The 25,206-nt window shown below is 64.8% G+C and carries 24 protein-coding genes; 14 read left to right on the top strand and 10 right to left on the bottom strand.

Translation table 11 applies throughout. From position 1 onward, the window contains the following. Positions 1 to 2: 2 nt before the first annotated feature. The 4 genes from truB to F3K02_RS05530 are packed head-to-tail and all read left to right on the top strand — an operon-like array spanning position 3 to position 4,981. The gene (gene truB / locus F3K02_RS05545; RefSeq protein WP_177134138.1) at positions 3 to 983 is read left to right on the top strand and encodes a tRNA pseudouridine(55) synthase TruB; all 981 of its coding nucleotides are present in this window, start codon (positions 3 to 5) and stop codon (positions 981 to 983) included. Next, complete coding sequence (gene typA, locus F3K02_RS05540) at positions 980 to 2,800, top strand: translational GTPase TypA (protein WP_177134137.1); 1,821 nt, start codon at positions 980 to 982, stop codon at positions 2,798 to 2,800. Before truB ends, typA begins: the two co-directional genes overlap by 4 nt. A gap of 43 nt (positions 2,801 to 2,843) precedes the next feature. Beyond that, positions 2,844 to 3,860 (top strand): DMT family transporter, encoded by a 1,017-nt coding sequence (locus F3K02_RS05535; RefSeq protein ID WP_246309193.1) that lies wholly within the window; start codon positions 2,844 to 2,846, stop codon positions 3,858 to 3,860. A 20-nt stretch (positions 3,861 to 3,880) separates the two neighbouring features. Next, positions 3,881 to 4,981, top strand: coding sequence for an enoyl-CoA hydratase/isomerase family protein (locus F3K02_RS05530; RefSeq protein ID WP_177134135.1), 1,101 nt, complete (start codon positions 3,881 to 3,883; stop codon positions 4,979 to 4,981). Positions 4,982 to 5,020: 39 nt separating this feature from the next. Here F3K02_RS05530 and F3K02_RS05525 read toward each other — a convergent pair whose 3' ends face one another. Both F3K02_RS05525 and smpB read right to left on the bottom strand, forming a co-directional pair. Next, positions 5,021 to 6,271 carry a glycosyltransferase gene (locus tag F3K02_RS05525; protein ID WP_177134133.1) on the bottom strand — a complete coding sequence of 417 codons (1,251 nt, stop codon included), beginning with the start codon at positions 6,269 to 6,271 and terminating at the stop codon, positions 5,021 to 5,023. Between the two features lie 53 nt (positions 6,272 to 6,324). Then, positions 6,325 to 6,819 carry an SsrA-binding protein SmpB gene (smpB, locus tag F3K02_RS05520; protein WP_177134131.1) on the bottom strand — a complete coding sequence of 165 codons (495 nt, stop codon included), beginning with the start codon at positions 6,817 to 6,819 and terminating at the stop codon, positions 6,325 to 6,327. A 103-nt stretch (positions 6,820 to 6,922) separates the two neighbouring features. On the opposite strand from smpB, the gene F3K02_RS05515 reads away from it, so the two are divergent. Together F3K02_RS05515 and F3K02_RS05510 are read left to right on the top strand one after the other, a co-directional pair. After that, positions 6,923 to 7,366, top strand: a complete 444-nt coding sequence (locus tag F3K02_RS05515) for a type II toxin-antitoxin system RatA family toxin (protein ID WP_177134129.1) — start codon at positions 6,923 to 6,925, stop codon at positions 7,364 to 7,366. After that, entirely contained in the window at positions 7,363 to 7,692 is a 330-nt protein-coding gene (locus F3K02_RS05510; protein ID WP_177134127.1) for an RnfH family protein, read from the top strand. The genes F3K02_RS05515 and F3K02_RS05510 overlap by 4 nt, the downstream gene beginning before the upstream one ends. 39 nt (positions 7,693 to 7,731) lie before the next feature. Here F3K02_RS05510 and F3K02_RS27870 read toward each other — a convergent pair whose 3' ends face one another. Next, positions 7,732 to 8,028: a hypothetical protein gene (locus tag F3K02_RS27870; RefSeq protein ID WP_343067004.1), complete on the bottom strand. Its 297-nt coding sequence runs from the start codon at positions 8,026 to 8,028 to the stop codon at positions 7,732 to 7,734. A gap of 422 nt (positions 8,029 to 8,450) precedes the next feature. On the opposite strand from F3K02_RS27870, the gene guaB reads away from it, so the two are divergent. The 4 genes from guaB (at position 8,451) to F3K02_RS05485 (ending at position 13,055) form a co-directional block, all read left to right on the top strand. Beyond that, positions 8,451 to 9,920, top strand: coding sequence for an IMP dehydrogenase (guaB, locus tag F3K02_RS05500; protein ID WP_177134125.1), 1,470 nt, complete (start codon positions 8,451 to 8,453; stop codon positions 9,918 to 9,920). Positions 9,921 to 10,077: 157 nt separating this feature from the next. After that, positions 10,078 to 11,694 carry a glutamine-hydrolyzing GMP synthase gene (gene guaA / locus F3K02_RS05495; protein ID WP_177134122.1) on the top strand — a complete coding sequence of 539 codons (1,617 nt, stop codon included), beginning with the start codon at positions 10,078 to 10,080 and terminating at the stop codon, positions 11,692 to 11,694. Positions 11,695 to 11,781: 87 nt separating this feature from the next. Further along, on the top strand, positions 11,782 to 12,375 hold the full coding sequence (locus F3K02_RS05490; RefSeq protein WP_177134119.1) for a 2'-5' RNA ligase family protein: 594 nt from the start codon (positions 11,782 to 11,784) through the stop codon (positions 12,373 to 12,375). Further along, positions 12,372 to 13,055, top strand: coding sequence for a GDSL-type esterase/lipase family protein (locus F3K02_RS05485; protein ID WP_218179362.1), 684 nt, complete (start codon positions 12,372 to 12,374; stop codon positions 13,053 to 13,055). The genes F3K02_RS05490 and F3K02_RS05485 overlap by 4 nt, the downstream gene beginning before the upstream one ends. On the opposite strand, the gene opgC is transcribed toward F3K02_RS05485, so the two are convergent. Continuing rightward, positions 13,035 to 14,177: an OpgC domain-containing protein gene (gene opgC / locus F3K02_RS05480; protein ID WP_177134115.1), complete on the bottom strand. Its 1,143-nt coding sequence runs from the start codon at positions 14,175 to 14,177 to the stop codon at positions 13,035 to 13,037. The two genes, F3K02_RS05485 and opgC, sit on opposite strands and share 21 nt — an antisense overlap. Positions 14,178 to 14,241: 64 nt before the next feature. Between opgC and tadA the strand changes: the two genes are divergently transcribed. Together tadA and F3K02_RS05470 are read left to right on the top strand one after the other, a co-directional pair. Further along, a complete protein-coding gene (gene tadA, locus F3K02_RS05475; RefSeq protein ID WP_177134113.1) occupies positions 14,242 to 15,630 on the top strand; it encodes a tRNA adenosine(34) deaminase TadA in 1,389 nt (462 codons plus the stop codon). A 31-nt stretch (positions 15,631 to 15,661) separates the two neighbouring features. Next, positions 15,662 to 16,603 (top strand): LD-carboxypeptidase, encoded by a 942-nt coding sequence (locus tag F3K02_RS05470; RefSeq protein ID WP_177134111.1) that lies wholly within the window; start codon positions 15,662 to 15,664, stop codon positions 16,601 to 16,603. A gap of 28 nt (positions 16,604 to 16,631) precedes the next feature. On the opposite strand, the gene F3K02_RS05465 is transcribed toward F3K02_RS05470, so the two are convergent. Beyond that, on the bottom strand, positions 16,632 to 16,964 hold the full coding sequence (locus tag F3K02_RS05465; protein ID WP_177134109.1) for a hypothetical protein: 333 nt from the start codon (positions 16,962 to 16,964) through the stop codon (positions 16,632 to 16,634). A 388-nt stretch (positions 16,965 to 17,352) separates the two neighbouring features. Here F3K02_RS05465 and F3K02_RS05460 point away from each other — a divergent pair, with 388 nt between their 5' ends. Together F3K02_RS05460 and F3K02_RS05455 are read left to right on the top strand one after the other, a co-directional pair. Continuing rightward, a complete protein-coding gene (locus tag F3K02_RS05460) occupies positions 17,353 to 18,297 on the top strand; it encodes an adenylate/guanylate cyclase domain-containing protein (protein WP_177134107.1) in 945 nt (314 codons plus the stop codon). Positions 18,298 to 18,374: 77 nt separating this feature from the next. Continuing rightward, positions 18,375 to 20,858 (top strand): penicillin acylase family protein, encoded by a 2,484-nt coding sequence (locus F3K02_RS05455; protein ID WP_177134105.1) that lies wholly within the window; start codon positions 18,375 to 18,377, stop codon positions 20,856 to 20,858. A 14-nt stretch (positions 20,859 to 20,872) separates the two neighbouring features. On the opposite strand, the gene F3K02_RS05450 is transcribed toward F3K02_RS05455, so the two are convergent. The 5 genes from F3K02_RS05450 to F3K02_RS05430 all read right to left on the bottom strand — a co-directional run bounded on the left by F3K02_RS05450 (position 20,873) and on the right by F3K02_RS05430 (position 25,194). Then, entirely contained in the window at positions 20,873 to 21,637 is a 765-nt protein-coding gene (locus F3K02_RS05450; RefSeq protein WP_177134103.1) for an EF-hand domain-containing protein, read from the bottom strand. A 137-nt stretch (positions 21,638 to 21,774) separates the two neighbouring features. Beyond that, positions 21,775 to 22,542 (bottom strand): ABC transporter ATP-binding protein, encoded by a 768-nt coding sequence (locus F3K02_RS05445; RefSeq protein WP_177134101.1) that lies wholly within the window; start codon positions 22,540 to 22,542, stop codon positions 21,775 to 21,777. A 16-nt stretch (positions 22,543 to 22,558) separates the two neighbouring features. Further along, positions 22,559 to 23,680: a succinylglutamate desuccinylase/aspartoacylase family protein gene (locus tag F3K02_RS05440; protein ID WP_177134099.1), complete on the bottom strand. Its 1,122-nt coding sequence runs from the start codon at positions 23,678 to 23,680 to the stop codon at positions 22,559 to 22,561. 96 nt (positions 23,681 to 23,776) lie between these two features. Continuing rightward, a complete protein-coding gene (locus F3K02_RS05435) occupies positions 23,777 to 24,493 on the bottom strand; it encodes an ABC transporter permease (protein WP_177134097.1) in 717 nt (238 codons plus the stop codon). Continuing rightward, entirely contained in the window at positions 24,493 to 25,194 is a 702-nt protein-coding gene (locus F3K02_RS05430) for an ABC transporter permease (RefSeq protein WP_177134095.1), read from the bottom strand. Before F3K02_RS05430 ends, F3K02_RS05435 begins: the two co-directional genes overlap by 1 nt. Positions 25,195 to 25,206: the final 12 nt, after the last annotated feature.

The following is a 25,206-nucleotide window of genomic DNA, read 5'->3' as shown; positions in this document are numbered from 1 at the left end:
GCATGCAGCGCCAAAGCACCAGGGTGCAACGGCGCCCTGTGCACGGGGTGCTGTTGTTAGACAAACCGCTGGGTCTCTCCAGCAACCAGGCTTTGCAGAAGGCCAAGTGGTTGCTGCGCGCGGAAAAAGCCGGCCACACCGGCACACTCGATCCACTGGCCACTGGTGTGCTGCCCCTGTGTTTTGGTGCTGCCACCAAGTTCAGCCAGTTGCACCTCGACGCGGACAAGACCTATGAAACCACCGTGCGCCTGGGGCAAAAAACCAGCACCGGTGACGCAGAAGGGGACGTGATCGAAACCCGGCCTGTGACCTGTACCGCGGGTCAGGTGGTCGAGGTGCTCGACCGCTTCATGGGCCCGATTGCGCAGGTGCCACCCATGCACAGTGCGCTGAAGAAAGACGGCAAGCCGCTGTACGAGTACGCCCGCGAGGGCCAGACGGTCGAGCGCGAAGCGCGCCAGGTGGTGATTCACGATCTGGACCTGCTGGACATGCAACTGGACGGCGACGCTCCCAGCCTGCAACTGCGCGTGCGCTGCAGCAAGGGCACCTACATCCGCACCCTGGGCGAAGACATTGGCGAAGCGCTGGGCTGTGGCGGGCACCTGACCATGCTGCGCCGCACCGCCACCGGGCCTTTTGATGCCACACAGTGCATCACCCTGGATGCCCTGGCCTCGGAAACCGAAGACCAGCGGCTGGCGCACCTGGCCCCGGTCCAGGTCTTGCTAGAAGGACACGTGCCGGTCACGCTGGACGCCGACAATGCCGGGCGCTACCTCAGTGGTGTGCGCCGGCGAGGCGAATGGCCTGATCAGAACCAGGTGGCTGTGTTCGGCCCGGCGCCGACGACCTCCACCGAAACCTCAAACCCCTCGACGGTCCTGCTTGGCAGCGGCCACACCGAGGGAGGTGAACTCATCCCGGGGCGGCTGCTGAGCCCCATTGAAATACAGCAAATCCTGGAAACCGCAACATGAGCAAACAGATCCGCAACATCGCCATCATCGCCCACGTCGACCACGGCAAAACGACCATGGTGGACCAGCTGCTGCGCCAGTCGGGCACCTTCGCCGAACACGAAAAAGTGGTCGACACGGTCATGGACAACAACGCCATTGAAAAAGAGCGTGGCATCACCATCCTGGCCAAGAACTGCGCCGTGAGCTGGCAAGGCACGCACATCAACATCGTTGACACCCCCGGCCACGCGGACTTCGGTGGTGAAGTCGAGCGCGCCTTGTCCATGGTGGACGGCGTGGTGCTGCTGATCGATGCCCAGGAAGGCCCGATGCCGCAGACCCGCTTCGTGACCAAGAAGGCACTGGCCCTGGGTTTGAAGCCCATCGTGGTCGTCAACAAGGTGGACAAGCCCGGTGCGAACCCCGACAAGGTGGTCAACGCCGCCTTTGACCTGTTCGACAAGCTGGGTGCCAACGATGAGCAGCTGGACTTCCCGGTGGTCTACGCCTCCGGCATCAACGGCTGGTCCTCGCTTGAAGAGGGCGCGCCCGGTGAGCAATGGGGCCCCGACATGTCGGCCCTGTTCGAAACCGTGCTCAAGCACGTGCCCGCACAAACGGGTGATGCGGCCGCACCACTGCAGTTGCAGATTTCCGCGCTCGACTTCTCGACCTTCGTCGGCCGCATCGGCGTGGGCCGCATCAGCCAGGGCACGATCAAGCCCAACATGGACGTGCTGGTGATGGAAGGCCCCGATGGCAAGACCATCAAGGGCCGCATCAACCAGGTGCTGACCTTCCAGGGTCTGGACCGTGTGCAGGCGACCGAAGCCGGCCCGGGCGAGATCGTGCTGATCAACGGCATTGCCGACATCGGCATCGGCGTGACCGTGACCGATCCGCTGAACCCTGCACCGCTGCCCATGCTCAAGGTCGACGAACCGACCCTGACCATGAACTTCTGCGTCAACACCAGCCCGCTGGCAGGCCGCGAAGGCAAGTTCGTGACCAGCCGCCAGATCTGGGACCGTCTGCAAAAGGAACTTCAGTCCAACGTGGCGCTGCGCGTCAGCGAAACCAGCGAAGACGGCATCTTTGAAGTGATGGGTCGCGGTGAACTGCACCTGACCATCCTGCTGGAAAACATGCGCCGCGAAGGCTACGAGCTGGCTGTGTCCAAGCCGCGCGTGGTGTTCCGTGATGTGGATGGTGTGCGGCATGAGCCCATCGAGCTGGTGACGGCCGACATCGAAGAGCAGCACCAGGGTGGCGTGATGCAGGCCTTGGGCGAACGCAAGGGTGAGCTGGTCAACATGGAGCCGGACGGCCGTGGCCGCGTGCGCCTTGAATACCGCATCCCGGCCCGTGGCCTGATCGGTTTCACCAACGAATTCCTGAACCTGACCCGCGGTTCCGGCCTGATCTCCAACATCTTCGACAGCTACGAACCACACAAGGGCGACATCGCCAGCCGCAAGAACGGCGTGCTGATCTCCATGGACGATGGTGAAATCTTCACCTACGCCCTGGGCAAGCTGGACGACCGCGGCCGCATGTTCGTGAAGGCCGGTGACCCGGTGTACGAAGGCATGATCGTCGGCATCCACAGCCGCGACAACGACCTGGTGGTCAACGCCACGCGCACCAAGCAGCTGACCAACTTCCGCGTCTCCGGCAAGGAAGATGCGATCAAGATCACGCCGCCGATCGACCTGAACCTGGAATACGGTGTCGAGTTCATCGAAGACGACGAGCTGGTTGAAATCACGCCTAAGTCGGTCCGTCTGCGCAAGCGCTTCCTGAAAGAAAGCGACCGCAAGCGCAACCGCGACTGATGTTTCAGCAACACGGCCTGGCGCCGTGTTGTTGTTTCAGGCCATGCCCTTTCGCGCCCTCAGCCGCCTGAGCCACACCCAGGCGGTGTTCATGATGATCGCGGTGACCCTCATGTGGTCGATCGCCGGCGTGGTGTCGCGCCAGCTCGAATCGGCGGCCCGTTTTGAGGTGACTTTCTGGCGCAGTGCGTTCACCGCGCTGTCTTTGCTGGTCATCTTGCCGGTCTGGCGCGCTGCAGACCGGGCTTCCGGCGTGCTCGTCGCACCTGCAGGGCAGGGCAGTCTGGAACGCCACTGGGGTGTGCTGCCTGCCTCGCGCGCCTTCTGGGTCTCGGGGGTTTGCTGGAGCGTGATGTTCACCGCTTTCATGCTGGCGCTGACCTTCACCAGCGTGGCCAACGTGCTGATCATCATGTCGGTGGGGCCTTTGTTCACCGCACTGCTGGCGCGTTTTGCCATCGGCCAGCGCCTGCCGTTGCGCACCTGGATGGCCATCGTGGCCGCCGGTGCGGGCATCGCCTACATGTACGGCAGCCAGATGCTGAGTGCTTTCACAGACCCCGCAGCCAATGCTTCTGGCCTGCTGCTGGGTTCCATCGCGTCGCTCTGCGTGCCGATCGCCGGCGCCATCAACTGGACCGTCGTGCAACGCAGCCAGTCGCATGGACAGCAGATTGACCTCGTGCCCTCGGTCCTGCTGGGAGCGGTCATTTCCTCGCTGGTGACCCTGCCGTTGGCCGCCCCCTTTGCGGCGACGGGCACCGACGTGGCTTGGCTGGCCCTGCTGGGCTTGGTGCAACTGGCCATTCCCTGCGCCCTGGCCGTGGTCTGCGCTCGCTCGCTCAAGGCGCCCGAGGTCTCGCTGCTGGCGCTGCTGGAGGTGATCTTCGGCATCGTCTGGGCCTGGCTTTGGGCCAACGAGACCCCCGGGCACGAAGTGTTGTTGGGTGGTAGTGTGGTCATCGTGGCGCTGCTGCTCAACGAACTCCTGGCTTGGCGCGACCGCAACGCCAGACCAATGCCGACCCAACCCGACGAAAGCGGCGCCACGCCGCATTGATTTCTCCAGGAAACACCGCCATGAGCCAGACGCCCGTTGAAAAGCACGTCATCACCGAAGTCCGTGGCCGCGTCGGCTGCATCACGCTGAACCGGCCCAAGGCGCTCAATGCGTTGTCGCTGGGCATGATCCGCGACATCACCGCCGCCCTGATCGCCTGGCGCGACGACACCCATGTGCTGGCCGTGGTGGTGCGCGGCATGGGCAGGGAAGGCCCGTTCGGGGCCTTCTGTGCGGGTGGCGACATCCGTTTTTTCCATCAGGCAGCGCTGGCCGGCAACCCCGAGCTGGAGGACTTCTTCACCGAAGAGTACGCGCTCAACCACCTGGTCCACACCTATCCCAAGCCCTATATCGCCCTCATGGACGGCATCGTCATGGGCGGCGGCATGGGCATCAGCCAGGGCGCCAGCCTGCGCATCGTCACCGAGCGCAGCAAACTGGCCATGCCCGAAACCGGTATCGGCCTGTTTCCTGACGTGGGTGGTGGCTATTTCCTGAGCCGTTGCCCCGGGCGCCTGGGTGAATACCTCGGGCTCACGGGACACGTGCTGGGTGGCACCGAAGCCATGAGCATGGGCCTGGCCGACGCCTTGATGGACAGCGGCCGCCTGACCGGTTTGTGGGAGACGCTGGGTCAGACGCCGTTTGAAAGCGGAGAGGCTGTCGAGCGCTGGTGCCGCAACCACGAACAAAAGGTTTTCACCCGGGTGGTCTGGCCGTTGGCCGAGATCGACCGGGTGTTTTCGCTGCCCAGCGTGGGGGCGATTGTGTCAGCACTGGCCGCGACTCCAGGCGATTGGGCGGCCCAGACACTGGCGATGTTGAACAAGCGCTCGCCGCTGATGCTGCATGTGGTGCTGGAGCAGGTGCGCCGGGCTCGTCGCATGGGCCTGGCCGACGCCTTGCGCCTGGAGCGTGACATGGTGCGCCATTGTTTCCAGCTGCGTCCTGGCGCGGCGAGTGAAACGGTGGAGGGCATCCGCGCGCTGGCCGTGGACAAGGACCACAGCCCGCGCTGGAACCCCGCCCGCGTTGAAGACGTGACGCCCGAGATGGTTGCGCCGTTCTTCGTCAGCCCCTGGCCTGCGCACGCACACCCGCTGCGGTCACTGAGCTGATCGGAGGCATGGCTCGGACGCGGCCGCCTGGCCGAACCATCAGAGCCCGGCAGACAGGCTGTGCACCCAGGCCAGCTGTTGCGGCAGGCACACGCGGCTGAGATCGTAGTGGGATCGCGCGAAGGCGCGCGCTGCGGTCCCCAACCGCTGGCGTTCTGCGGCATCGTCCAGCAGCGAGCCAATGGATCGAACCAACCCCGTTCCATCGAAAAAATCCACGAGGCGTCCAGTTTCACCTGGCGCGATCACCTCGCGCACCGGCGCGGTGTCGCTGGCCACGATCGCAGCGCCCACACTCATGGCCTCCAGCAGGCTCCAGCTCAGCACAAAAGGGTAGCTCAGGTACACATGCACCCGCGACACCTGCAGCAGCCGTGTGAACGCCTCGCGTTCCAGCCGCCCGAGAAAGTGCACCCGGGCCCAGTCCGTTTCAGGGATCTGGTCTTTCACTTCGCTGCAGAACACCTCCCGCCAGGTGCGCCCGGCAGGGGCAGCGGCCCCATAGCCCGTCTCTTCGCCGCCCACCAGCAGCACCTGCGCGTTCGGTCGCTCGCGCAACAAGGCGGGCAAGGCCCTCATGAGCACATGAACGCCGCGATAGGGTTCCAGATTCCGCGCCACATAGGTGATCACCTCGTCGTCACGGGTCAGCGCCCGCGCACCGCCCGGCAACGGAAAACGCGCATCGGGGTCGGGGCACAGCACGTCGGTGTCAATGCCGTCGTGCGCCACGCAGATGCGGTCGCGCCAGGTCGGGGGAAAGGTGGCGGCCTGCCAGTGGGTCGGGCTCAAGGCCCCATCGGCCTGGTCCAGGTGGGCCAGGTGGTTGAGGTTTTTCATCTGCAGACGGCAGGCATCGGCTTCCGCATCGGGCGGCGCGAACTCGGGGTCAAAACCCACGTCGGCGCCGTCGAGCTGGTAGAAAAACTCGGCGTACAAGCCCAGCCGGGCCCGGGGCCAGACCTGCTTCACGAACAATGGTTCACCCCATCCCGGGTGTGCCACGATCACGTCGGGCACAAAGCCCTGGTTGCGCAGCGATCGTGCCGCCTGCCAGCAGGCCGTGGCCCGCAGCGTCTTGGTTTCGATATCGACCAGCCAAGGGTGTAGCCCCAGCGTGTTCGCGCCCTGAAGCGGGTAGGGCAGCACCCGCACCCCACGCCAGGTCTGCGGCTCGCCCTTGGGTTGCACCATCAGCGCCACGACTTGGTTGCCTGGTTGCGCGGCCAGCGCAGGCGCCAGATGCCGGAATTGACCCGGAAAGTTCTGGTGGATGAACAGGTATTTCAAAGGCGCCTTCCTCCTGAGTTCATCGGCATACGCCATTGATCGACCGCCCGGTCTCAGCGGCTGCGGCTCTTCATCGCCCGTTCGACCTCGCGCTTGCCTTCGCGCTCCTTGATGGTGTCGCGCTTGTCGTGTTCGGCCTTGCCCTTGGCCAGTGCCATTTCACACTTCACCTTGCCGTTTTTCCAGTGCAGGTTGAGCGGCACCAGGGTGTAGCCCTTCTGCTCGATCTTGCCGATGAGGCGGCTGATCTGGTCGCGGTGCAGCAGCAGTTTCTTGGTGCGCACCGAGTCCGGGCTGACGTGGGTCGAGGCCGTGTTGAGCGGGTTGATCTGGCAGCCGATCAGGAACAGTTCGCCTTCGCGGATGACGACATAACCATCGGTCAGCTGCACCTTGCCCTCGCGCAGCGCTTTGACCTCCCAACCTTCGAGCACCATGCCGGCCTCGAAACGCTCCTCGATCGCGTAGTTGAAGAGCGCCTTTTTGTTGTCGGCAATGCGGCTGTCGACGCCCTTGGTGGGCGCGCTTTTACTGGGTTTGGTGGCCATGGAGTGTCAGTTGCGGCCGTTTCTGGCCAATACAATGGCAGCGAAGAAGCTGCCGGGCGGCATGTCATTGTTGGCGGCTTGCCTGAAATGCCCGCCTGATTGTATGAAAACGATTCAAAAGTCTGTTTTGCTCTGGCACAGCGCCCACGAGATGTTCGCGCTGGTGACCGATGTGCACCACTATCCGCAGTTTTTGCCCTGGTGCGACCACGGTGAAGTGGTTGAACGCGGCGAAGAAGGCATGGTGGCCAAAGTGGGCATATCCATCAGCGGCCTGCGCCACAGTTTCACGACTCGCAACACCCATGTGGACGACCGCCAGGTGCTGATGGAGCTGGTGGACGGACCGTTCTCACACCTGGAGGGTTGCTGGGATTTCACGCCGCTGGGTGACGGGACCGAAAAGGCCTGCAAGGTGGCGTTTCGCCTCACCTACGGTTTCTCAAGCCAGACACTGGCCAAGCTGGTGGGTCCGGTGTTTGACAAGATCGCGGGCAATCTGGTGGACGCCTTCGTCAAGCGCGCCGACCAGGTGTACGGCGCATGAACATCACGCTGGTCTACGCCAGTGCGCCCCGCAAGGTGCATCAGCTGGCGTTGCAGGTGACCGACGGCTGCAGCATCGCCCAGGCCTTGGAGCAAAGCGGCTGGCTGGCCCAGTTCCCGGACATTCGGCGTGAGCCCCTGGCACTGGGCATCTGGGGGCACAAGGCCACGCCGTCCATGGCACTCCGGGAGGGCGATCGGGTGGAGGTGTACCGCGCGCTCCGGGTGGATCCGAAGGTGGCGCGCCGGGAACGCTTCGTGGGGCAGGGCGCTCGGGGCACCGGCCTGTTTGCACGGCGCAGGCCGGGCTCCAAAGCGGGCTACTGACCCGTCCCCGGAAGGCCGATTCCACTCTCCACAGCGGTCTTACTGTGCCTGGGGAGCCGGACCACAATCGGCGCGGATGATTTCGTTGAGCCGTTGGGTTTCGGAAGCCCTGGCCTTGTCGTCCATGATCTCCCGTTCACCCTTGGCGTTGGTGGTTGCCACACGAACGCCTGAATCCAACGTCGCTTTGGCACGCTGGGCCCGATCGCAGTTTTCTGCCCGTGCCTTGGCAACTTTTTCAGCCTCGGCTTTTTTCTTCGCCAATTCGGCTTCTTCAGCCTGTTTTTTCTTGGCTTCCAGCGCCGCGTCGCGCCCGCTGGGTTTGGGCGGGCTCAAGGGTGGGGCCGCCTGGGGCGCAGCGGCTGCGGAGTCGGCCTCCACCGCTGCGGGGGCGCTGCGCGTGCCCGGCCGCTTCAGAATGTTTTTTTCTGGCACCTCGGGTGCCGGGGCGGTGTCGCTGAACACCTTGTTGCCGGAGGCATCAATCCACAGCCATTGCGCGGGCGCGCTGCTGCAAGCCAAAACCGTCAGCGCGGCGAGCGCGAACTTGAAGACGCCGGACAGGGAAGAGGTTGAGTGTTCCATTCGGCCAGTTTACTTCCCCAGCTGGCGCGCAGCATGTCTGGCCTGCCGCGCCAGCGATCGAGTTGATGCTGCAGAGGCATTTTTGCCACGCTCAGGTGCTGCGTGCGAAGCCATCGGCGCTCCCCGGTGCCGCCGGGCGCCCGGATACAATAGTGTTTTTGGAGCTTTACCCCATGCGCCTACTCGGCAAAGCGCTCACCTTCGACGACGTGTTGCTGGTGCCAGCTTACTCCCAGGTCCTTCCCAAGGACACCTCCCTCGCCACCCAGTTCTCCCGCAACATCAAGCTGAACCTGCCTCTGGTGTCGGCCGCGATGGACACCGTGACCGAGGCCCGGCTGGCGATTGCCATTGCCCAGGAAGGCGGCATCGGCATCATCCACAAAAACCTCACGCCGCAGGAGCAGGCCGCCCACGTGGCCAAAGTCAAGCGCTACGAGTCGGGCGTGTTGCGCGATCCGGTGGTGATCACGCCCCAGACCACGATCCGTCAGGTCATGAAGATGTCGGATGACTTGGGCATTTCGGGCTTCCCGGTGGTGGAGGCGGGCCGTGTGGTCGGCATCGTCACCGGCCGTGACCTGCGCTTCGAAACCCGTTACGACCTGCCCGTGAGCGAGATCATGACGCCGCGTGAGCGCCTGATCACCATGCCCGACGGCACCACGCCGGCCGAGGCCAAGACCCTGCTCAACAAGCACAAGCTGGAACGCCTGCTGCTGGTCAACGAGGCGTTCGAGCTCAAGGGTCTGATCACGGTGAAGGACATCACCAAACAGCTCAACTTTCCCAATGCCGCGCGCGATGCGTCGGGCAGGCTGCGCGTGGGCGCGGCGGTGGGTGTGGGTGAAGGCACCGAAGAACGCGTTGAAGCGCTGGTGAAAGCCGGTGTGGACGCCATCGTGGTGGACACGGCCCACGGCCACAGCAAGGGCGTGATCGACCGCGTGCGCTGGGTCAAGCAGAACTACCCGCAGGTGGACGTGATCGGCGGCAACATCGCCACCGGCGGTGCGGCCATGGCGCTGGTGGAAGCCGGCGCTGACGGAGTCAAGGTCGGCATCGGCCCGGGTTCGATCTGCACCACCCGCATCGTGGCCGGTGTGGGCGTGCCCCAGATCATGGCCATCGACAACGTGGCGACCGCCCTGCAGGGCACGGGCGTGCCGATGATCGCCGACGGTGGCATCCGCTACAGCGGCGACATCGCCAAGGCCATCGCGGCAGGCGCCAACACGGTGATGATGGGCGGCATGTTCGCCGGCACCGAAGAAGCGCCGGGCGAGATCGTGCTGTACCAGGGCCGCAGCTACAAGAGCTACCGCGGCATGGGCTCCATTGGTGCCATGCAGCAGGGCAGCGCCGACCGCTACTTCCAGGAGTCCAGCACCGGCAATCCGAACGCCGACAAACTGGTGCCCGAGGGCATCGAAGGCCGCGTGCCCTACAAGGGCTCGGTTGTCTCCATCATCTTCCAGATGGCCGGCGGCCTGCGCGCCTCCATGGGCTACTGCGGTTGCCCCAGCATCGAACACATGCGCCACAAGGCGGAGTTCGTCGAGATCACCTCGGCCGGTATCCGCGAGAGCCATGTGCACGACGTGCAGATCACCAAAGAGGCGCCCAACTACCGGGCGGAATAAGGCTCCCCCCGCGCCGCCTGCGGCGTCACCCCCCAAGGGGCGGCACTGGCGGCCCGGCAAAGCCGGTTCCGCGGTGCCCTGGGTTGGGGCAGCCTCTCGCCACCACGGGTCGTCTTACAAGGCGACCTTTGTTTTTTTCTGAAGTCCACCGACCGCCATGCAACACCAGAAAATCCTCATACTCGATTTTGGTTCCCAGGTCACCCAGCTCATCGCCCGCCGCGTGCGCGAGGCGCATGTGTACTGCGAGGTGCACCCTTGCGATGTGAGCAGCGAATGGGTGCGCGAGTTCGCCGCCGACGGCCAGCTCAAGGGCGTGATCCTCTCGGGCAGCCATGCCAGCGTCTACGAGGTGGACGACAAGGCGCCCGATGCGGTGTTTGAACTGGGCGTGCCGGTGCTGGGCATCTGCTACGGCATGCAGACCATGGCGCAGCAGCTGGGCGGCAAGGTCGAGGCGGGCACCACGCGCGAGTTTGGCTACGCCGAAGTGCGCGCGCGTGGCCACACACCGTTGCTGAAAGACATCGCCGACTTCCACACCCCGGAAGGCCACGGCATGCTCAAGGTCTGGATGAGCCACGGCGACAAGGTCACCGAGATGCCAGCGGGGTTCAAGCTCATGGCCAGCACCGACAGCTGCCCCATCGCCGGCATGGCCGACGTCGATCGCGGCTACTACGCCGTGCAGTTCCACCCTGAAGTGACGCACACGGTGCAAGGACGGGCGCTGCTGGAGCGCTTCGTGCTCGACATCTGCCAAACGCGGGCCGACTGGGTGATGCGCGACCACATCGAAGAGGCGGTGCAGAAGATCCGCGACCAGGTGGGCGACGAAGAGGTCATCCTCGGTCTGTCCGGCGGCGTGGATTCTTCGGTGGCCGCGGCCCTGATTCACCGCGCCATCGGCGACCAGCTGACCTGCGTGTTCGTCGACCACGGCCTGCTGCGCCTGAATGAGGGCGACATGGTGATGGACATGTTCGTCGGCAAGCTGCACGCCAAGGTCATCCGTGTCGATGCGGCCGACCAGTTCCTCGGCCACCTGGCCGGCGTGAGCGATCCGGAAGCCAAACGCAAGATCATCGGCCGCGAATTCGTCGAGGTCTTCAAGGCCGAAGCCGCCAAACTGATCTCAAGTGGTGCATCAACAAAAGGCGCCAAGTGGTTGGCACAAGGCACTATTTACCCGGATGTGATCGAGTCCGGTGGCGCCAAGAGCAAGAAGGCCGTGACCATCAAGAGCCACCACAACGTGGGCGGCCTGCCCGAGCAGCTGGGCCTGAAATTGCTGGAGCCGCTGCGCGATCTGTTCAAGGACGAGGTGCGTGAACTCGGCGTGGCGCTCGGCTTGCCGCACGACATGGTGTACCGCCACCCGTTCCCCGGCCCCGGTCTGGGCGTGCGCATCCTGGGCGAGGTCAAGAAAGAATATGCTGACCTGCTGCGCCGGGCCGACGCGATTTTCATCGAGGAACTGCGCTCCACCCTCGATCCCATCAGCGGCAAGAGCTGGTACGACCTGACCAGTCAGGCCTTCACCGTGTTCCTGCCGGTCAAGAGCGTGGGCGTAATGGGCGACGGCCGCACCTACGACTACGTGGTGGCGCTGCGCGCAGTGCAGACCAGCGACTTCATGACCGCCGACTGGGCCGAGCTGCCTTATGCGCTGCTCAAGAAGGTGTCCAGCCGGATCATCAACGAGGTGCGCGGCATCAACCGCGTGACCTACGACGTCAGCTCGAAGCCGCCGGCCACCATCGAGTGGGAGTGAGCGACGCGATACCGTCTCGCGGAACATGAAACCATGTGTCAAGGGACATCTTCCGCCGAGACCACCGTCGGTGGTATTTTTGGGGCCATGAGTCACCAGTTGTCTTTGCTTGACCCCGTGGAGGCCCCGCCAGTGCACGGGCGGCACAACCTGTTCTTCGCACTCATGCCGCCTCCGGCAGTCGCCGAACAGGTCAACCGGGCTGCCGTGCAATTGCGCAGTACCCACGGGTTGACGGGCAATCTGATCGGCGCGGACAGATTGCACGTGTCCCTGCATGCCGTGGCGCCGGATGTTTCGCCCCTGACGGTTGATGCGGCACGGTTCATCGCGGCACGCGTGGACGCTCCAAGATTTGAGGTGGTGTTTGATCGGGTGCAGAGCTTTGACATCCATCGCGCAGGCACCAATCCGGTCGTCTTGTGGCATTCGGACCACCGTTCCCTGACCGACCTGCATCGACTGCACAAGCTGCTGCACCTGGAAGTTCGCCGAGCCGGTTTGCCCTTGCCGGCGAACCATGGTTTCAATCCTCACATGACCCTGCTGTACGACCGCAAGCTCGTCCCCGCGCAGGCCATCGAACCCGTTCGCTGGACGGCCACCGAATTCGCGTTGATTGACAGCCACGTTGGCGATGGCTACTACGAATGCTTGGGTACCTGGCCTTTGCGTCCATGAGGGGCCGGATCAACCGCCGCGTGTTCGTGGCAGGGCTGGCGGCCACGTCCTGGGCCCGGGCGTGGGCCCAGAGCGGCTCACCGGCCGAACTGCGCTGGAAGGCCGAACTTGACGCCTTCGCCGCGGCCGACCGGCAACAGCTGCCGGCACCCGGGGGGGTGCTGTTCGTGGGCAGTTCGTCGGTCCGGATGTGGACCGGCCTGGAATACACCTTCCCCGAGCAGTCGGTGGTGATCCGGCGCGGCTTTGGCGGCTCGCGCCTGTCGGACTGCGCCGACCTGGTGCATCGCCTGGTGTTGCCTTACCGGCCGCGGCTGGTGGTGCTCTACGCGGGTGAAAACGATCTGACCGAGGGTGCCGGACCGCAGGACCTGCTGACCCACTTTGTGCGGTTCGTGCAGCTGGTACAGACCGCGCTGCCGAACACGCGGATCGCCTACCTGTCGATCAAGCCCAGCCCCTCGCGGCTGGCGCACATGATGACGATGCGCGAAGCCAACCTGCTGATCCAGACCCATGTGCTGGCTCATGACGACCTCGACTACATCGATGTGCACACCGCCATGCTGGACAACGACGGCCGGCCGAGAGCCGAACTGTATGTGCGCGACCAGCTTCACCTGAGTGCCGAGGGCTATGGCCTCTGGCGCCAGATCGTTTCAGCGCACCTGCGGCCCTGAAGGCCACACCAGCGCAGGGCGCCAGCCGGTGCGCTCAAGGGTCTCCACGGCCATCGCCACCGCCAACAGACCGGCAAATGCGCTGGCCAGCAGCGCGACATCGGTGGTCCAGGGCCTCACGACCTCGGTGGATCCGAAAAAGGCGAGGGTGAAGAGCGCGATCACCACGTGTGCACAAAACACCGACAGCGAGTTGCGCCCCAGCAGTTCCAGTGGCAAGGGGCGAGGCAGCACCCGTTTCAACCAGGGGCCCGCCGACACCAGCAAGACAAACACGCTGGCAAAGTTCAGAACCCGCAGCGGCCCGAGCGACCATTTGTCAAGCAACTGGCCGACCGCGGGCACACCGGGCATCGGGTCCTGGCCCACCATGTGGCGCCACAACAGCATGCCCGCTGCATAGAGCGTCGCCGGTACCAGCAGCCACCACGGGAAACGTGGCAACGGCTGCTGCCGCGCGCCGAGCCACAGGCCGGCCACCCACAGCGCCTGCCAGGCAAACCCATGGAAGGCGCCCATGTCTTTGTAGGGCACGGAAAAACCGGTGCCTTGGACGAACCCCTCGTACAGCGCCTGACCCAGCCCCCATTGTTGTGCCAGCCAGAGCAGGGCGCTGACCGCCAGCACGCCGTGCCAACCCCGCTGCAGGCCACGGCGCAGCAACCAGGGACTCAGCAGCATCAGGGCGATGTACAGCGGCAGGATGTCCAGCAGTGGCGGGTTGTGCAGCAGCAGGACCGCTGCCACCACCGCGGTGCCGGGATCGATGAAAAAGAACTCCAGCAGCCCCGTCACTCCACCTTGCTGGTTGTACACGCCGAGCCAGGCGATCAGCGTGAACGCCAGCAGCAACAGGCCGACCTGGCACAGGTAGAGTTTGAGCGCGCGGCTGTGGAAGGCGGCCTGCATGGCCGGCAGGCCATCGCGCCGGGCCCGGCCTCCGTACACGCGGCCGGCCATGTAGGCCGACAGGAAGACGAAGCCCTCGGCGGCCGAGACAAAGCCGAATGGCTGGCCCGATGGCAACGAGTACATCGTCGGCATGTGGGTCAGCGTCATCAGGACGAGCATGAGGCCGCGCAGGGCGTCCAGCTCCCAGCGGCGTTGGTGGGCGTTTGACATCAGGGTAAACCAGAAGAACCCACGATCATGCCAGAGCCGGCAGACCCTGACCTACACTCGCCGCATGCCCGACACCGCCGTTCCCGATCACCATTTCATGCGTGAGGCCCTGGCCGAGGCGCAGCGGGCGGCCCAGGCCGGGGAGGTGCCCGTGGGCGCGGTCGTGGTGCAGGGCGGACGCGTGATCGCCACCGGCCGCAACGCGCCGATCGACGGTCTCGACCCCACCGCCCATGCCGAAATCGTCGCACTGCGGGCGGCGGCCCGGGCACTGGGCAATTACCGGCTGGACGACTGCACGCTGTACGTCACGCTGGAGCCCTGCGCCATGTGCAGCGGAGCCATGTTGCATGCGCGGCTGCCGCGCGTGGTGTTTGGCGCGGCCGACCCCAAGACCGGTGCGGCCGGCTCGGTGGTCAACCTGTTCGCGGAACCCCAGCTGAACCACCAGACCACTGTGCAGGGCGGGGTGCTGGCCGACGAGTGCGGCGCGCTGCTCAGCGACTTTTTCCGGCGGCGGCGTGAAGACCAGCGCCGCGCCGCGCATCCGTTGCGGGAAGACGCCCTGCGCACGCCCGACACGCGCTTCGCCGGTTTGCCCGATTACCCGTGGGATTCGAACTACGTCAGCGACTTGCCGTCACTCAACGGCCTGCGCCTGCACTACCTTGATCTGGGTCCCAGCGATGCGCCCATCACCTGGCTGTGCCTGCACGGCAACCCGGCCTGGAGCTACCTGTACCGGAAGATGATCCCCGTGTTCGCCGCCAGCGGCGCCCGGGTGGTCGCACCCGACCTGATCGGTTTTGGCAAGAGCGACAAGCCCAAGAAGGAGGGCGCCCACAGCTTCACCTGGCACCGGCAGGTGCTGCTCGAGCTGGTCGAGCGGCTCGATCTGCACCACGTGGTGCTGGTGGTGCAGGACTGGGGTGGTCTGCTCGGCCTGACGCTGCCCATGGCGGCTCCCGAGCGTTACCGCGGCCTGCTGGTGATGAACACCACGCTGGCCACCGGTGATGCCCCGCTCTCGCCCGGCTTCCTGGCCTGGCGAGAGATGTGCGCCAAGAACCCCGAATTCGACGTCGCCCGCCTTTTCGCGCGTGGCAACCCGCAGATGAGCGCCGAGGAATGCGCGGCCTACAACGCACCCTTTCCGGACCGGGGCCACCGCGCCGCGCTGCGCGCCTTCCCGGCGATGGTGCCCGAACAGCCCGATGACGATGGCGCAGAAGTCTCGCGCCAGGCCCGCGAGTTCTGGCGCCACGACTGGCAGGGCCGGACCTTCATGGCCATCGGTCAGCAGGACCCGGTGCTGGGCGAGCCGGTGATGCGCGCGCTGCAGCGCGACATCCGCAATTGCCCTGAACCGCTGCTGCTGCCCCAGGCCGGGCATTTCGTCCAGGAGCACGGCGAACGCATCGCCCACGAGGCCTGCGCTTTTTTTAAGCGATGATCCTGCCCTTGACCGTTTTCGACCCATTCCCATGAGCCACATCTACATCTATTCCCCGTCCAGCGCGGTACGCGACAAGGCAGCGTTCAAACGTGGCGTGAACCGCCTCAAAACGCTGGGGCATGAGGTCGAGGTCGACGAGGCCGCGCTCACCAGCCACACGCGTTTTGCCGGCGACGACGCCACGCGTCTGGCGGCCGTCGCCCGCGCGGCGGCCAGCGGTGCGGATGTGGCGCTCATCTCCCGCGGTGGTTATGGGCTCACACGCCTCCTGCCCGAGCTGCCCTACAAGCAGATCGCCAAAGCCGTCGAAAAAGGCACCCAGTTCGTGGGGCTGAGCGATTTCACCGCGCTGCAGTGCGCGCTGCTGGCCAAGACCGGTGCCACCACCTGGGCCGGTCCGGCGCTGGGAGAAGACTTCGGCTGCGAAGGCACGCCCGACGACATCATGGAAGCCTGCTTCGACGACATGGCCTGCGGGCAGGGTGAGGGCACGGGCTGGCAACTGCCCAAGTCGGATCTGCCGTCGCTGGCGGCACGGGCCAAAAAACTGGTCGAGGAAACGCCACCCCTGCAGGTGCGCAACGCCATCCTCTGGGGCGGCAACCTGTCGGTGCTGTGTTCGCTGGTGGGTACGCCGTGGCTGCCCAAGGTCAAGGGCGGCATCCTGTTTCTGGAAGATGTGAACGAACATCCCTACCGCATCGAGCGCCAGCTCACGCAGTTGCTGCACGCGGGCATCCTGGGCGAACAGAAAGCGGTGTTGCTGGGCGCGTTCAACCGCTACAAGCCGAGCCCGCACGACCGCGGGTTCAAGTTGCAGACGGTGGTGGACTGGTTGCGCAGCAAGACCAAGACCCCGGTGCTGACCGGTTTGCCCTTTGGTCACGTGCCCACCAAGGTGATGCTGCCCGTGGGGCAGAAGGTGGAGCTGCTGGTGCAGGGCAGGGACGCCCTGGTTTTCTGGGGTTGAAGAGGGTTGAACCGGGCCGTATCGCCGCTCAGTGGCGCATGCGGCAGGCGTCCATCAGGCTCTTGGGCAACAGGCCCTGAAACACATATGACAGGCTCTTGACGGCATTGACCGCGTGGGCCTCGCCGTGCAGGCTGCTGAGCACGGCCACCATTTCCGAACGGGCGTACCACAGGCCATGGGCATCGTGCAGGTATTGCAGCCGGTGTTTGAGTCGTGGGTTGAGTCGCGCACCGTCTTCGCCCAAGGCGGCGAGCATGGCCTGGCGAACGGGTTCCAGCGATTCCGGAGAGTGCTTGCGCACCTCGTTGCCCAACAGGGCTGAAATGCTGTTCCTCAAAGCGGGTTTGATCCAACGCATGGTGAAACCTCAACGACTGGTTTTTTCTATTGGCCCTCAGAATACGACAGTCAACACCTTGAATGCAATCGCAGCAACTTGAGCCAAGTCAAGAAAACAACAGGCAAATCATGGAGTTAGCAGAATTGCTTAAGATGACGGATGCGTTTTATGAGTACCTTGGAGATAGAAAATCACCACCAGCAACTTGGTTTTACTTTGAAACTAAGTCTTTTTTGCGCTAACCGGATCGACCTTTGGAACAGCGGGTCGGATCAGGGTCTTGTCCGGCCCTTGGGCAGCTGGTCTTGTGATAAATATCACGCAGCCTTGGCGAGGCCCGCACTGAATCCGTGGTGTTTGTGGGCGAGGGCGGTGTGTTGTAATTCCACGCAGATGTTGATCATTCATGGCTGAACTGACGATTGCTTTTGTCGACCTCACCGGCAGTGTGTCCGTGTTCGAAACACTGGGCAACGACCGTGCGGCGAGAGCCGTGACCAAGCTGACCCAGTGGATCGGGTCGGTGGGCCTGGCGCACAGCGGCAAGGTGGTGAAGATGCTGGGAGATGGCGTGCTGCTGTCTTTCACCAACAACCGGCTGGCCGTCGAGTGCATGAGCCAGATCCAGCAGGAGCACGCAGAGCGTGTGGCCCGGTGGCCCAACCGGCTCAAGCTCATGATGCAGATCGGCATGGCCCGCGGCCAAGTGGTGCAGGTCGATGGGGACTGTTTTGGCGATGCCGTCAATGTGGCGTCGCGCTTGAGTGATCTTGCCGGGCCCGAGCAGATCCTGGTCACCAGCACGGTGATCCGCAAGCTGGGTGCGCGCAACGGCGTGCGCAGCCGCAGCCTGGGGCCCATGCGCATCAAGGGCCGGGCCGAACCCTGCGAGGTGTTCCGCATTGAGTGGCAATCGGAAATGCTGTCCGAGTTCCTGACTCTGCCGGCCGATCTGCACGCCCTGCGCAAATCCGCCGAGTCGGTCTACGGAGGCATCGAACTCGGCTGGCTGGACATGAGCCACGCGTTCAACCTGACCGATCTGCCGGTGAAGATCGGTCGCGTGCCCGAAGCCGATTTTGTGATCAACGATCCACGCGTTTCCCGCCTGCACGCCAGCATCGACATCCGTTCGGGCAACTACCTGCTCGAAGACACCAGCAGCTACGGCACTTGGGTCCGTTTTGCCGGAACCGACAACGTGATCGCGCTGCGCCGCCAGGAGTGCCTGTTGCACAGCGATGGCGAGTTCGCCCTGGGTGCACCGTTCACCGACATCAGTACTCCCACCGTCAGTTTCAAGCTGGTGGACGGGCACATGCTGCTGGGTCACGGCCCTCTGCGCGATTGAGTCTCCCCACCCCGTCTCCCCGATGACGGTGGGGCGGTGGACGTCATGGCAACATGGCGGCCCTCAAGGAGACATTCATGCGCTGGTTGAAAAGAACATCCTGGGCCGTGGGCCTGTTGCTGTCGCTGCTGGTGATCGCCGCGGCCATCTACGCCAATCGCAGCCTGCCACAGACCGATGGTGAGCTAGCGATCAAGGGTTTGCGGGCCAGCGTCCAGGTGCAGCGCGATGCCAGCGACGTGACCCACATCCAGGCCAGCGATCCGCGCGACGCCTGGATGGCCATGGGCTACGTTCACGCGCAGGAGCGTGGCTGGCAGATGGAATTCAACCGCCGCGTCATGCGCGGCACGCTTTCCGAAGCGCTCGGCCCCGCCACGCTGGACACCGACCGCCTCATGCGCAGCCTGGGCATCCACGAGGCCGCCCGCGCGCAGCTGGCGGGGTTGACCGACGAAGCCCGTCAGGCCTTGCAGGCCTACAGCGACGGGGTGAACGCGTTTTACGCGCAGGGCAAGCAGGCGCTTTCGCCGGAGTTCCAGATCCTGGGGATCAACCCGCGCGACGATGCGGCCGGCGGTCGCTACTGGGAGCCGGTGGACAGCGTGGCCTGGTCGATCATGATGGCGCTGGATCTGGGGGGCAACTGGGGCAACGAAATCGCGCGCCTGACCGCCTTGCAGGTGCTGGACACGCCCCAGCTGTGGGAACTGTTCCCGCCCTATCCGGGTGAACCACCCGCGGCGAGTGCCGACCTGGCCCGGCTGTACCGCGAACTCGGGGTCTACAGGCCCCAGCCGCTGGCGACCTCCGGGGCGCAACCCGGCGTGACCACGTTCGCCACCCGCATCGGGCAGGACCTGCGCGAATGGACCCGCGAACTCGGCAACATCGAAGGCAAGGGCTCCAACAACTGGGTGGTGGCTGGAACGCGCAGCGTCAGCGGGCAACCTCTGCTGGCCAACGATCCCCATCTCGGCCTGAGTGCGCCGGCCATCTGGTATTTCGCGCGGCTGCAGGCACCCGATGCGAACGGGCTCAAGGGCATGGATGTCATGGGCGCCACGCTACCCGGCACACCCTTCGTGGTGCTGGGCCGCACGCGCGAGGTGGCCTGGGGTTTCACCAACACCGGGCCCGACGTGCAGGACCTGTACCTGGAGCAGGTCAACCCCTCGAATCCAGCGCAATACCGCGTGCCGGCGGAGCAGGGCAGTGCCTGGGCCAACTTCGAGACCCGGGTGGAAACCATCCGGGTCAAGGGGCAGGCCGACGTGCAGCACACCGTGCGCCGCACGCGCCACGGCCCGGTGATCAGCGATGTGCCGGGCCGCACCCAGGCGCTGATCGACACCGGGCGCTACGCTCTGGCGCTGCGCTGGACCGCGCTTGATGCGGACAACCTCAACGTGCAGGCCACACTGGCTTCGAACCGCGCGGGTTCCGTGGCCGATCTGCTGGAGGCCTACCGCGACTTCCACGCACCGATGCAGAACGTGTTGGCGGCCGATCGCAGCGGACGCATCGCCTTCAAAGCGGTGGGCAAGATTCCCCTGCGCCAGCCCGGCAACGACATCCGTGGTGTCGCGCCCGCGCCGGGCTGGGAGGCTCGCTACGACTGGGCGGGCTGGCTGCCCTACGAACTTACGCCGCAGGACGATGGCAGCAAGGGCTGGATCGCGACCGCCAACCAGCGCATCCACGGCCCGGACTACCCGCACTTTCTCACCCAGGACTGGGCCGCGCCCTACCGCCAGGAACGCATCGAGACCTTGCTGGCGCAGACACCGAAGCACGACCTCGCCAGTTTCCAGGCCATGCACGCCGACCAGCAATCGGCCGCCACCTTGCGGCTGCTGCCGTTCCTGCAGAAGACCGCGTCCACCCACCCGCTGGCCGCTGCGGCGCAGGCCACCCTGAAAGGTTTTGACGGTGGCATGCGCGCCGACGGAGCGGCGCCGCTGATCTACACCGCGTGGATCGACGAATTCACGCGCGGGGTCATCGGTGGTCGGCTGGGCCAAGAACGTTTCGAGGCGATTTACGGCAAGCGGCTGTTTCGCAACGCCGTCGAAGACCTGCTGGAACGTGACGATGCCGGCTGGTGTGGGGCGGGTGGCTGTGCGGCCGCGAGTGGCGCCGCCCTGAACCGCGCGCTGGACCGCCTGTCGGCGATGCAGGGGCAGGACGTTTCGGCCTGGCGCTGGGGGACCGCGCACCCGGCGATCTCGATACACCGGCCGTTCAGCAACGTGGGCGCACTGGCGACGCTGTTTGAGGTGCGCACGCCCACCGGTGGCGACCCGTTCACCCTCAACGTGGGGCAGTACCACCTGGACAAGGCCGACGCACCCTTTGCCAACCGCCATGCGGCGAGTCTGCGAGCGGTCTACGACCTGGCCGACCTCGACAAGTCGGTGTTCATCTACCAGACAGGGCAGAGTGGCAACGTGTTTTCAGGCCGTTACCGCGACATGAGCGATGACTGGGCGGCGGTGCAATACCGTCCTCTGCAGATGCATCCCGAGCGCTGGGTCAGCAGCCTGAAACTGGTGCCCTGATGGCTGTTGCCGGGTCAGGCTGCTTCGTCGAGGGTCTTGGCGCTGCTGGCTGAGGCCAGCGCCACGTCGTTGTATTTCTTCGAGGCGGCCTCCAGCTGACTGCTCAGCTGGGCCACAAAGGTGTTCAATTCGGCGCCGCTGATCTGGCCATCGCCGTCGCTGTCGACCGAGCCGATCAGTTCCTGCAACGGGTCGGCCGCTGCGGTCACGGTGGCGGGTTCTGCGGCAGCTTCGGACGCCCCCGTGGCCGCCGCCAGTGCTTGCGCTGCATCGGTGCCCGCGACCGCCTCGGCGCCGCTGGCGGTTTCACCCGCGGTGTTGACGTAGGTCGTGGTCGTTGTGGTGGTGCTGACCATGGACATCTCACCCGTCTGCGCCGGGTTGATGCCGAACTCGGCCATCGAAATGCTGCCGTCACCATCGGCGTCGAGTTCGGTAAAGCGCGCTTCATCACCCCGCGACTGCACGAAGGCCTGCGTGTTCTCGGGCGGCATGAACACATTCTTGATCGCCTGACCCACTTCGGCGGCGTTCAGCGCACCGTCGGCGTCGGCATCAAAACTGGCAAACAGGCTCGCAGCGCCGTCTTCACCCATGTCGATGCCCAGTTTGCCGGACACCTTCTCCATGGCCGCCTGGAATTCACTCTGGCTGGCGGATCCGTTGCCATCCGTATCCATCTTCTTGAGCGCCTTGTCCTGCAGGTGTGTGGACAAGGCGGCGCTGATGGAGGACAGCAGGCCGCTGGCGATGTTGCCAACCGATTCGGTGGTGCTCATGGGGAAATCCTTTCGTTGGGGCGTACAAGGTGCCAATCAGGCTGGACCTATGTTCCAACAAAAGGGTGGCGGGCAAGCCGGTCATCAGCGGGTGAAGAACCCCGCTGTTTGGCCGATTGACCGGCCGCGTACGCGGCTTACTTGAGGTTGCCGGAGAGGAACTGCGCCAGCCGCTCGCTCTTGGGCCGGGCCAGCACCTCGGCCGGCACGCCCTGTTCTTCGATGCAGCCTTTGTGCAGGAAGATCAGGTGGTTCGAGACCTCGCGCGCGAAGCCCATTTCGTGCGTCACCACCAGCATGGTGCGGCCTTCTTCGGCCAGCAGCTTCATGACGCGCAGCACCTCACCCACGAGTTCGGGGTCGAGTGCGCTGGTGGGTTCGTCGAACAGCATCACCTCGGGCTCCACGGCCAGCGCCCGGGCGATCGCCACCCGCTGCTGCTGGCCGCCCGACATGTGCGCCGGGTATTTGTCCTCCACGCCGCGCAGCCCCACCTTTTCCAGGTACTTGCGGGCCGCGGTCACGGCTTCGTCCTTGCTCTGACCGAGCACATGCATCGGCGCCTCGATGATGTTTTCGAGCACCGTCAGGTGCGACCAGAGGTTGAAATGCTGGAACACCATGGCGAGCCGGGACCTTGCGCGCTGCAGCTGTTTTTCGTCCGCTGCCTTGAGCATGCCGTCTTTGGCAGTCACCAGCCTGAGCTCTTCGCCGGCCACGATGATCCGGCCGTGCTGGGGGCGCTCCAGCAGGTTCATGCAGCGCAAAAAGGTCGATTTGCCCGACCCCGAAGAGCCGATGATGCTGATCACGTCGCCCGCGTGGGCCGTGACCGAAACACCCTTGAGCACTTCGTTGCTGCCGTAGCTCTTGCGGATGTCGATGGCTTCGAGTTTGGTGGTCATGGGTAAGGGGGATGATTCAAGGGCTGAGCAGATTGCCGGACCGGATCGGGGTGGCGCCGGCGACGCGGCAGATCTCCATGCCGCTGGTGGCCCAGCGCAGGTTGTGACGGGCGTACACCACGCCGGCTATCGAACTCTGGATGGGCGTGGTGCGCGGCGTCAGCGGGTCGACCACATGGGCGAGTGTCTGCCCGGCCTGGACCACGTCACCCACCTGGGCGACGAACACGATCACGCCCGGATGGGGCGCATGCAGCGACTCCGTGCCGGCCAGCGGCGTGGCGTCGCACAGGGCTGACGGGAGTTCGGGAAGTGGGCCAGCCAGCACACCGACATGTTGCAGGTAGTGAAAAATCGCCTGCGCGTCCTGGCGCGCCAGCGGCTCGGACACATCGGTCTGGCCGCGCAGCTCCACCGTGGTGCTGGCACAGGCCAGAGGCACCGGAAACCGGTCGGTGAAGTGCTCGCGCAGACGCCACCAGGGACCCGAAAGCGCCTCATCAAACGAGATCGATGGCCCGGAACCCTTGGCCCACAGGAGCGCCCGCGCCCCCAGGAAGCACGCCAGCGGTTCGATCTGGTCAAGCATGGGCCGCTCCACGTAGAGGTGCACCACCGCTTCGTAGTCGCAGTGCAGGTCGAGCACGATGTCGGCGTCGTGGGACAGCTGCATCAGTGTCAGGCGCAGGCTCTGCAGCTCCGTTTCTGGCTTCTGGGCGTCCAGGGCGCGGCGCATGGCCGCGCGGATCAGGTGCTTGTTCTGCCCGGCGTCGGGCCCCAGCTGGGTGGCCACGTCGTCTTTCACCAGGGCGAAAAAGTCCGGGTAGTTGCGGTTGAAGTTCTCCATGCTGGCCAGCTCGAAGCGTCCGAGCTGGTGGTGCATGGTGGTCTGGTCCAGACCGATCGGGTTGGCCATCGGCACCAGCACGACCTCACCCAGCAGCTGGCCGCTCTGTTCGGCCACTTCAAGCAGGCCGCGCAGATGGTGGGCGACCAGCATGCCCGGCAGCTCATCCGCGTGCAGGCTGGCTTGGACATAGACCTTGGGACCTTGGCCTGGCTGCCCGAAATGCCAGCTGCTCAGGTGGCGCTGGGTGCCCAGTGCGGGCGAGAGGAGGGGGTGGTTGATCTGTTGCATATCGACGTTCAAGGCGCACCAACACGCTGCGGGACGGGCATTGGCCAGGCCATGCCCAAGGACAAGTGCAAGGCTACCCCAGGAAGGGTGGTCGTGTCAGTGGGCAATGGGGCGCAGATAGGCGAGAAAGCGGCGTTCCAGCAGCCGGAACACGTACACCAGCGCGAAGGTCAGCATGAAGTACAGGACCGCGACGAAGATGAACGGCTGGAACGCCAGGTAGTAGGTCTTGTAGATCGCGTAGGCCGCATTGGTCAGGTCGTACAGCGCGGGCACCACGCTGGCCAGCGAGGTGGCGTGCAGCATCATGACCACTTCGTTGGAATAGCCCGGCAGGGTGCGGCGCATGGCGCTGGGCAGGATCAGGCGGAACATCATGTTCCATTTGCCGAAGCCCGCCGCCTGGGCTGCCTCGATTTCACCCGCCGGGGTTTCCTTGATGGCGCCCGCCAGCATTTCGACCGTGTAGGCACAGGTGTTGAGCGTGAACGCCAGCACGGCGCAGAAAAAGGGGTCTTTGAACCAGGTGAACGGCCAGTGGGTGTCCCACAGGCCTTGCACCCACTCCAGCTGCGCGATGCCGTAGTAGATGAAATAGACCTGGATCAGCAGCGGCGTGCCACGCACCACGTAGGTGAACAACCAGACCGGCGACGACACCCAGCGGTTGCGCGACACCCGCATCAGCGTGAGCGGCAACGTCAGCATGGCGCCCGCAATCAGGCTGACCCCGAGCAGCTCCATGGTGGCAATCAGGCCGGTCCAGTAGAGCTGCAGGTTCTGCGGCTGGAAGATGATGGCGAACTTGTCCATCAGAAATCCCCCCGCTTGACGCCGACCGAATAACGTTTTTCAGCGCGTCGCAGCAACAGCAGGCTGATGCTGGAAATCAACAGGTAGAGCAGGCCGGCAAAGGCCATGAAGATGATGGCGGCGCCCGGGATCTGGCCACGCGCCGCGGCGCCCGCCTGTTTGGCCAGGTTGGTGATGTCGGCCAGACCAATGACCGAGACCAGCGCGGTGGCTTTCAACAGCACCAGCCAGTTGTTGGTGAAGCTGGGCAGGGCGAAACGCACCATTTGCGGGAGCACCATGCGCCGAAACGTGTAGAACCGGCTCATGCCAAAAGCCCAACCGGCTTCCGACTGGCCCTTGGGCACACTCATGATGGCGCCACGGAAGGTTTCCGTCATGTAGGCGCCATAAACAAAACCGATGGTCAGCACACCCGCCACAAACGGGTTGATCTGCGGACCGCTGCGAAAACCCAGGGCTTCTGCGATGTCATTGACCAGAATCTGGCCACCGAAATACAGCAAGAGCATCCACACGAGATCCGGGACGCCCCGGATCACGGTGGAATAGATGTCGCCCACCCAGTTGAGCCATTTGTGGTGCGACAGCTTGGCTGCCGCGCCGGCCAGACCCAACAGGGCGGCGACCACCAGCGCGCCCAAGGACACACCGAGTGTGACCAACAGTCCCTGCAGGATATTGAGAAAGTAGGTCGTCATCGGATCAGAACC

It is taken from the genome of Hydrogenophaga aromaticivorans, assembly GCF_013387465.1.
Classification (GTDB): domain Bacteria; phylum Pseudomonadota; class Gammaproteobacteria; order Burkholderiales; family Burkholderiaceae_C; genus Hydrogenophaga; species Hydrogenophaga aromaticivorans.
Note: the sequence above shows the minus strand (reverse complement) of the source record. Positions and strands in the feature narration are given on the sequence as shown.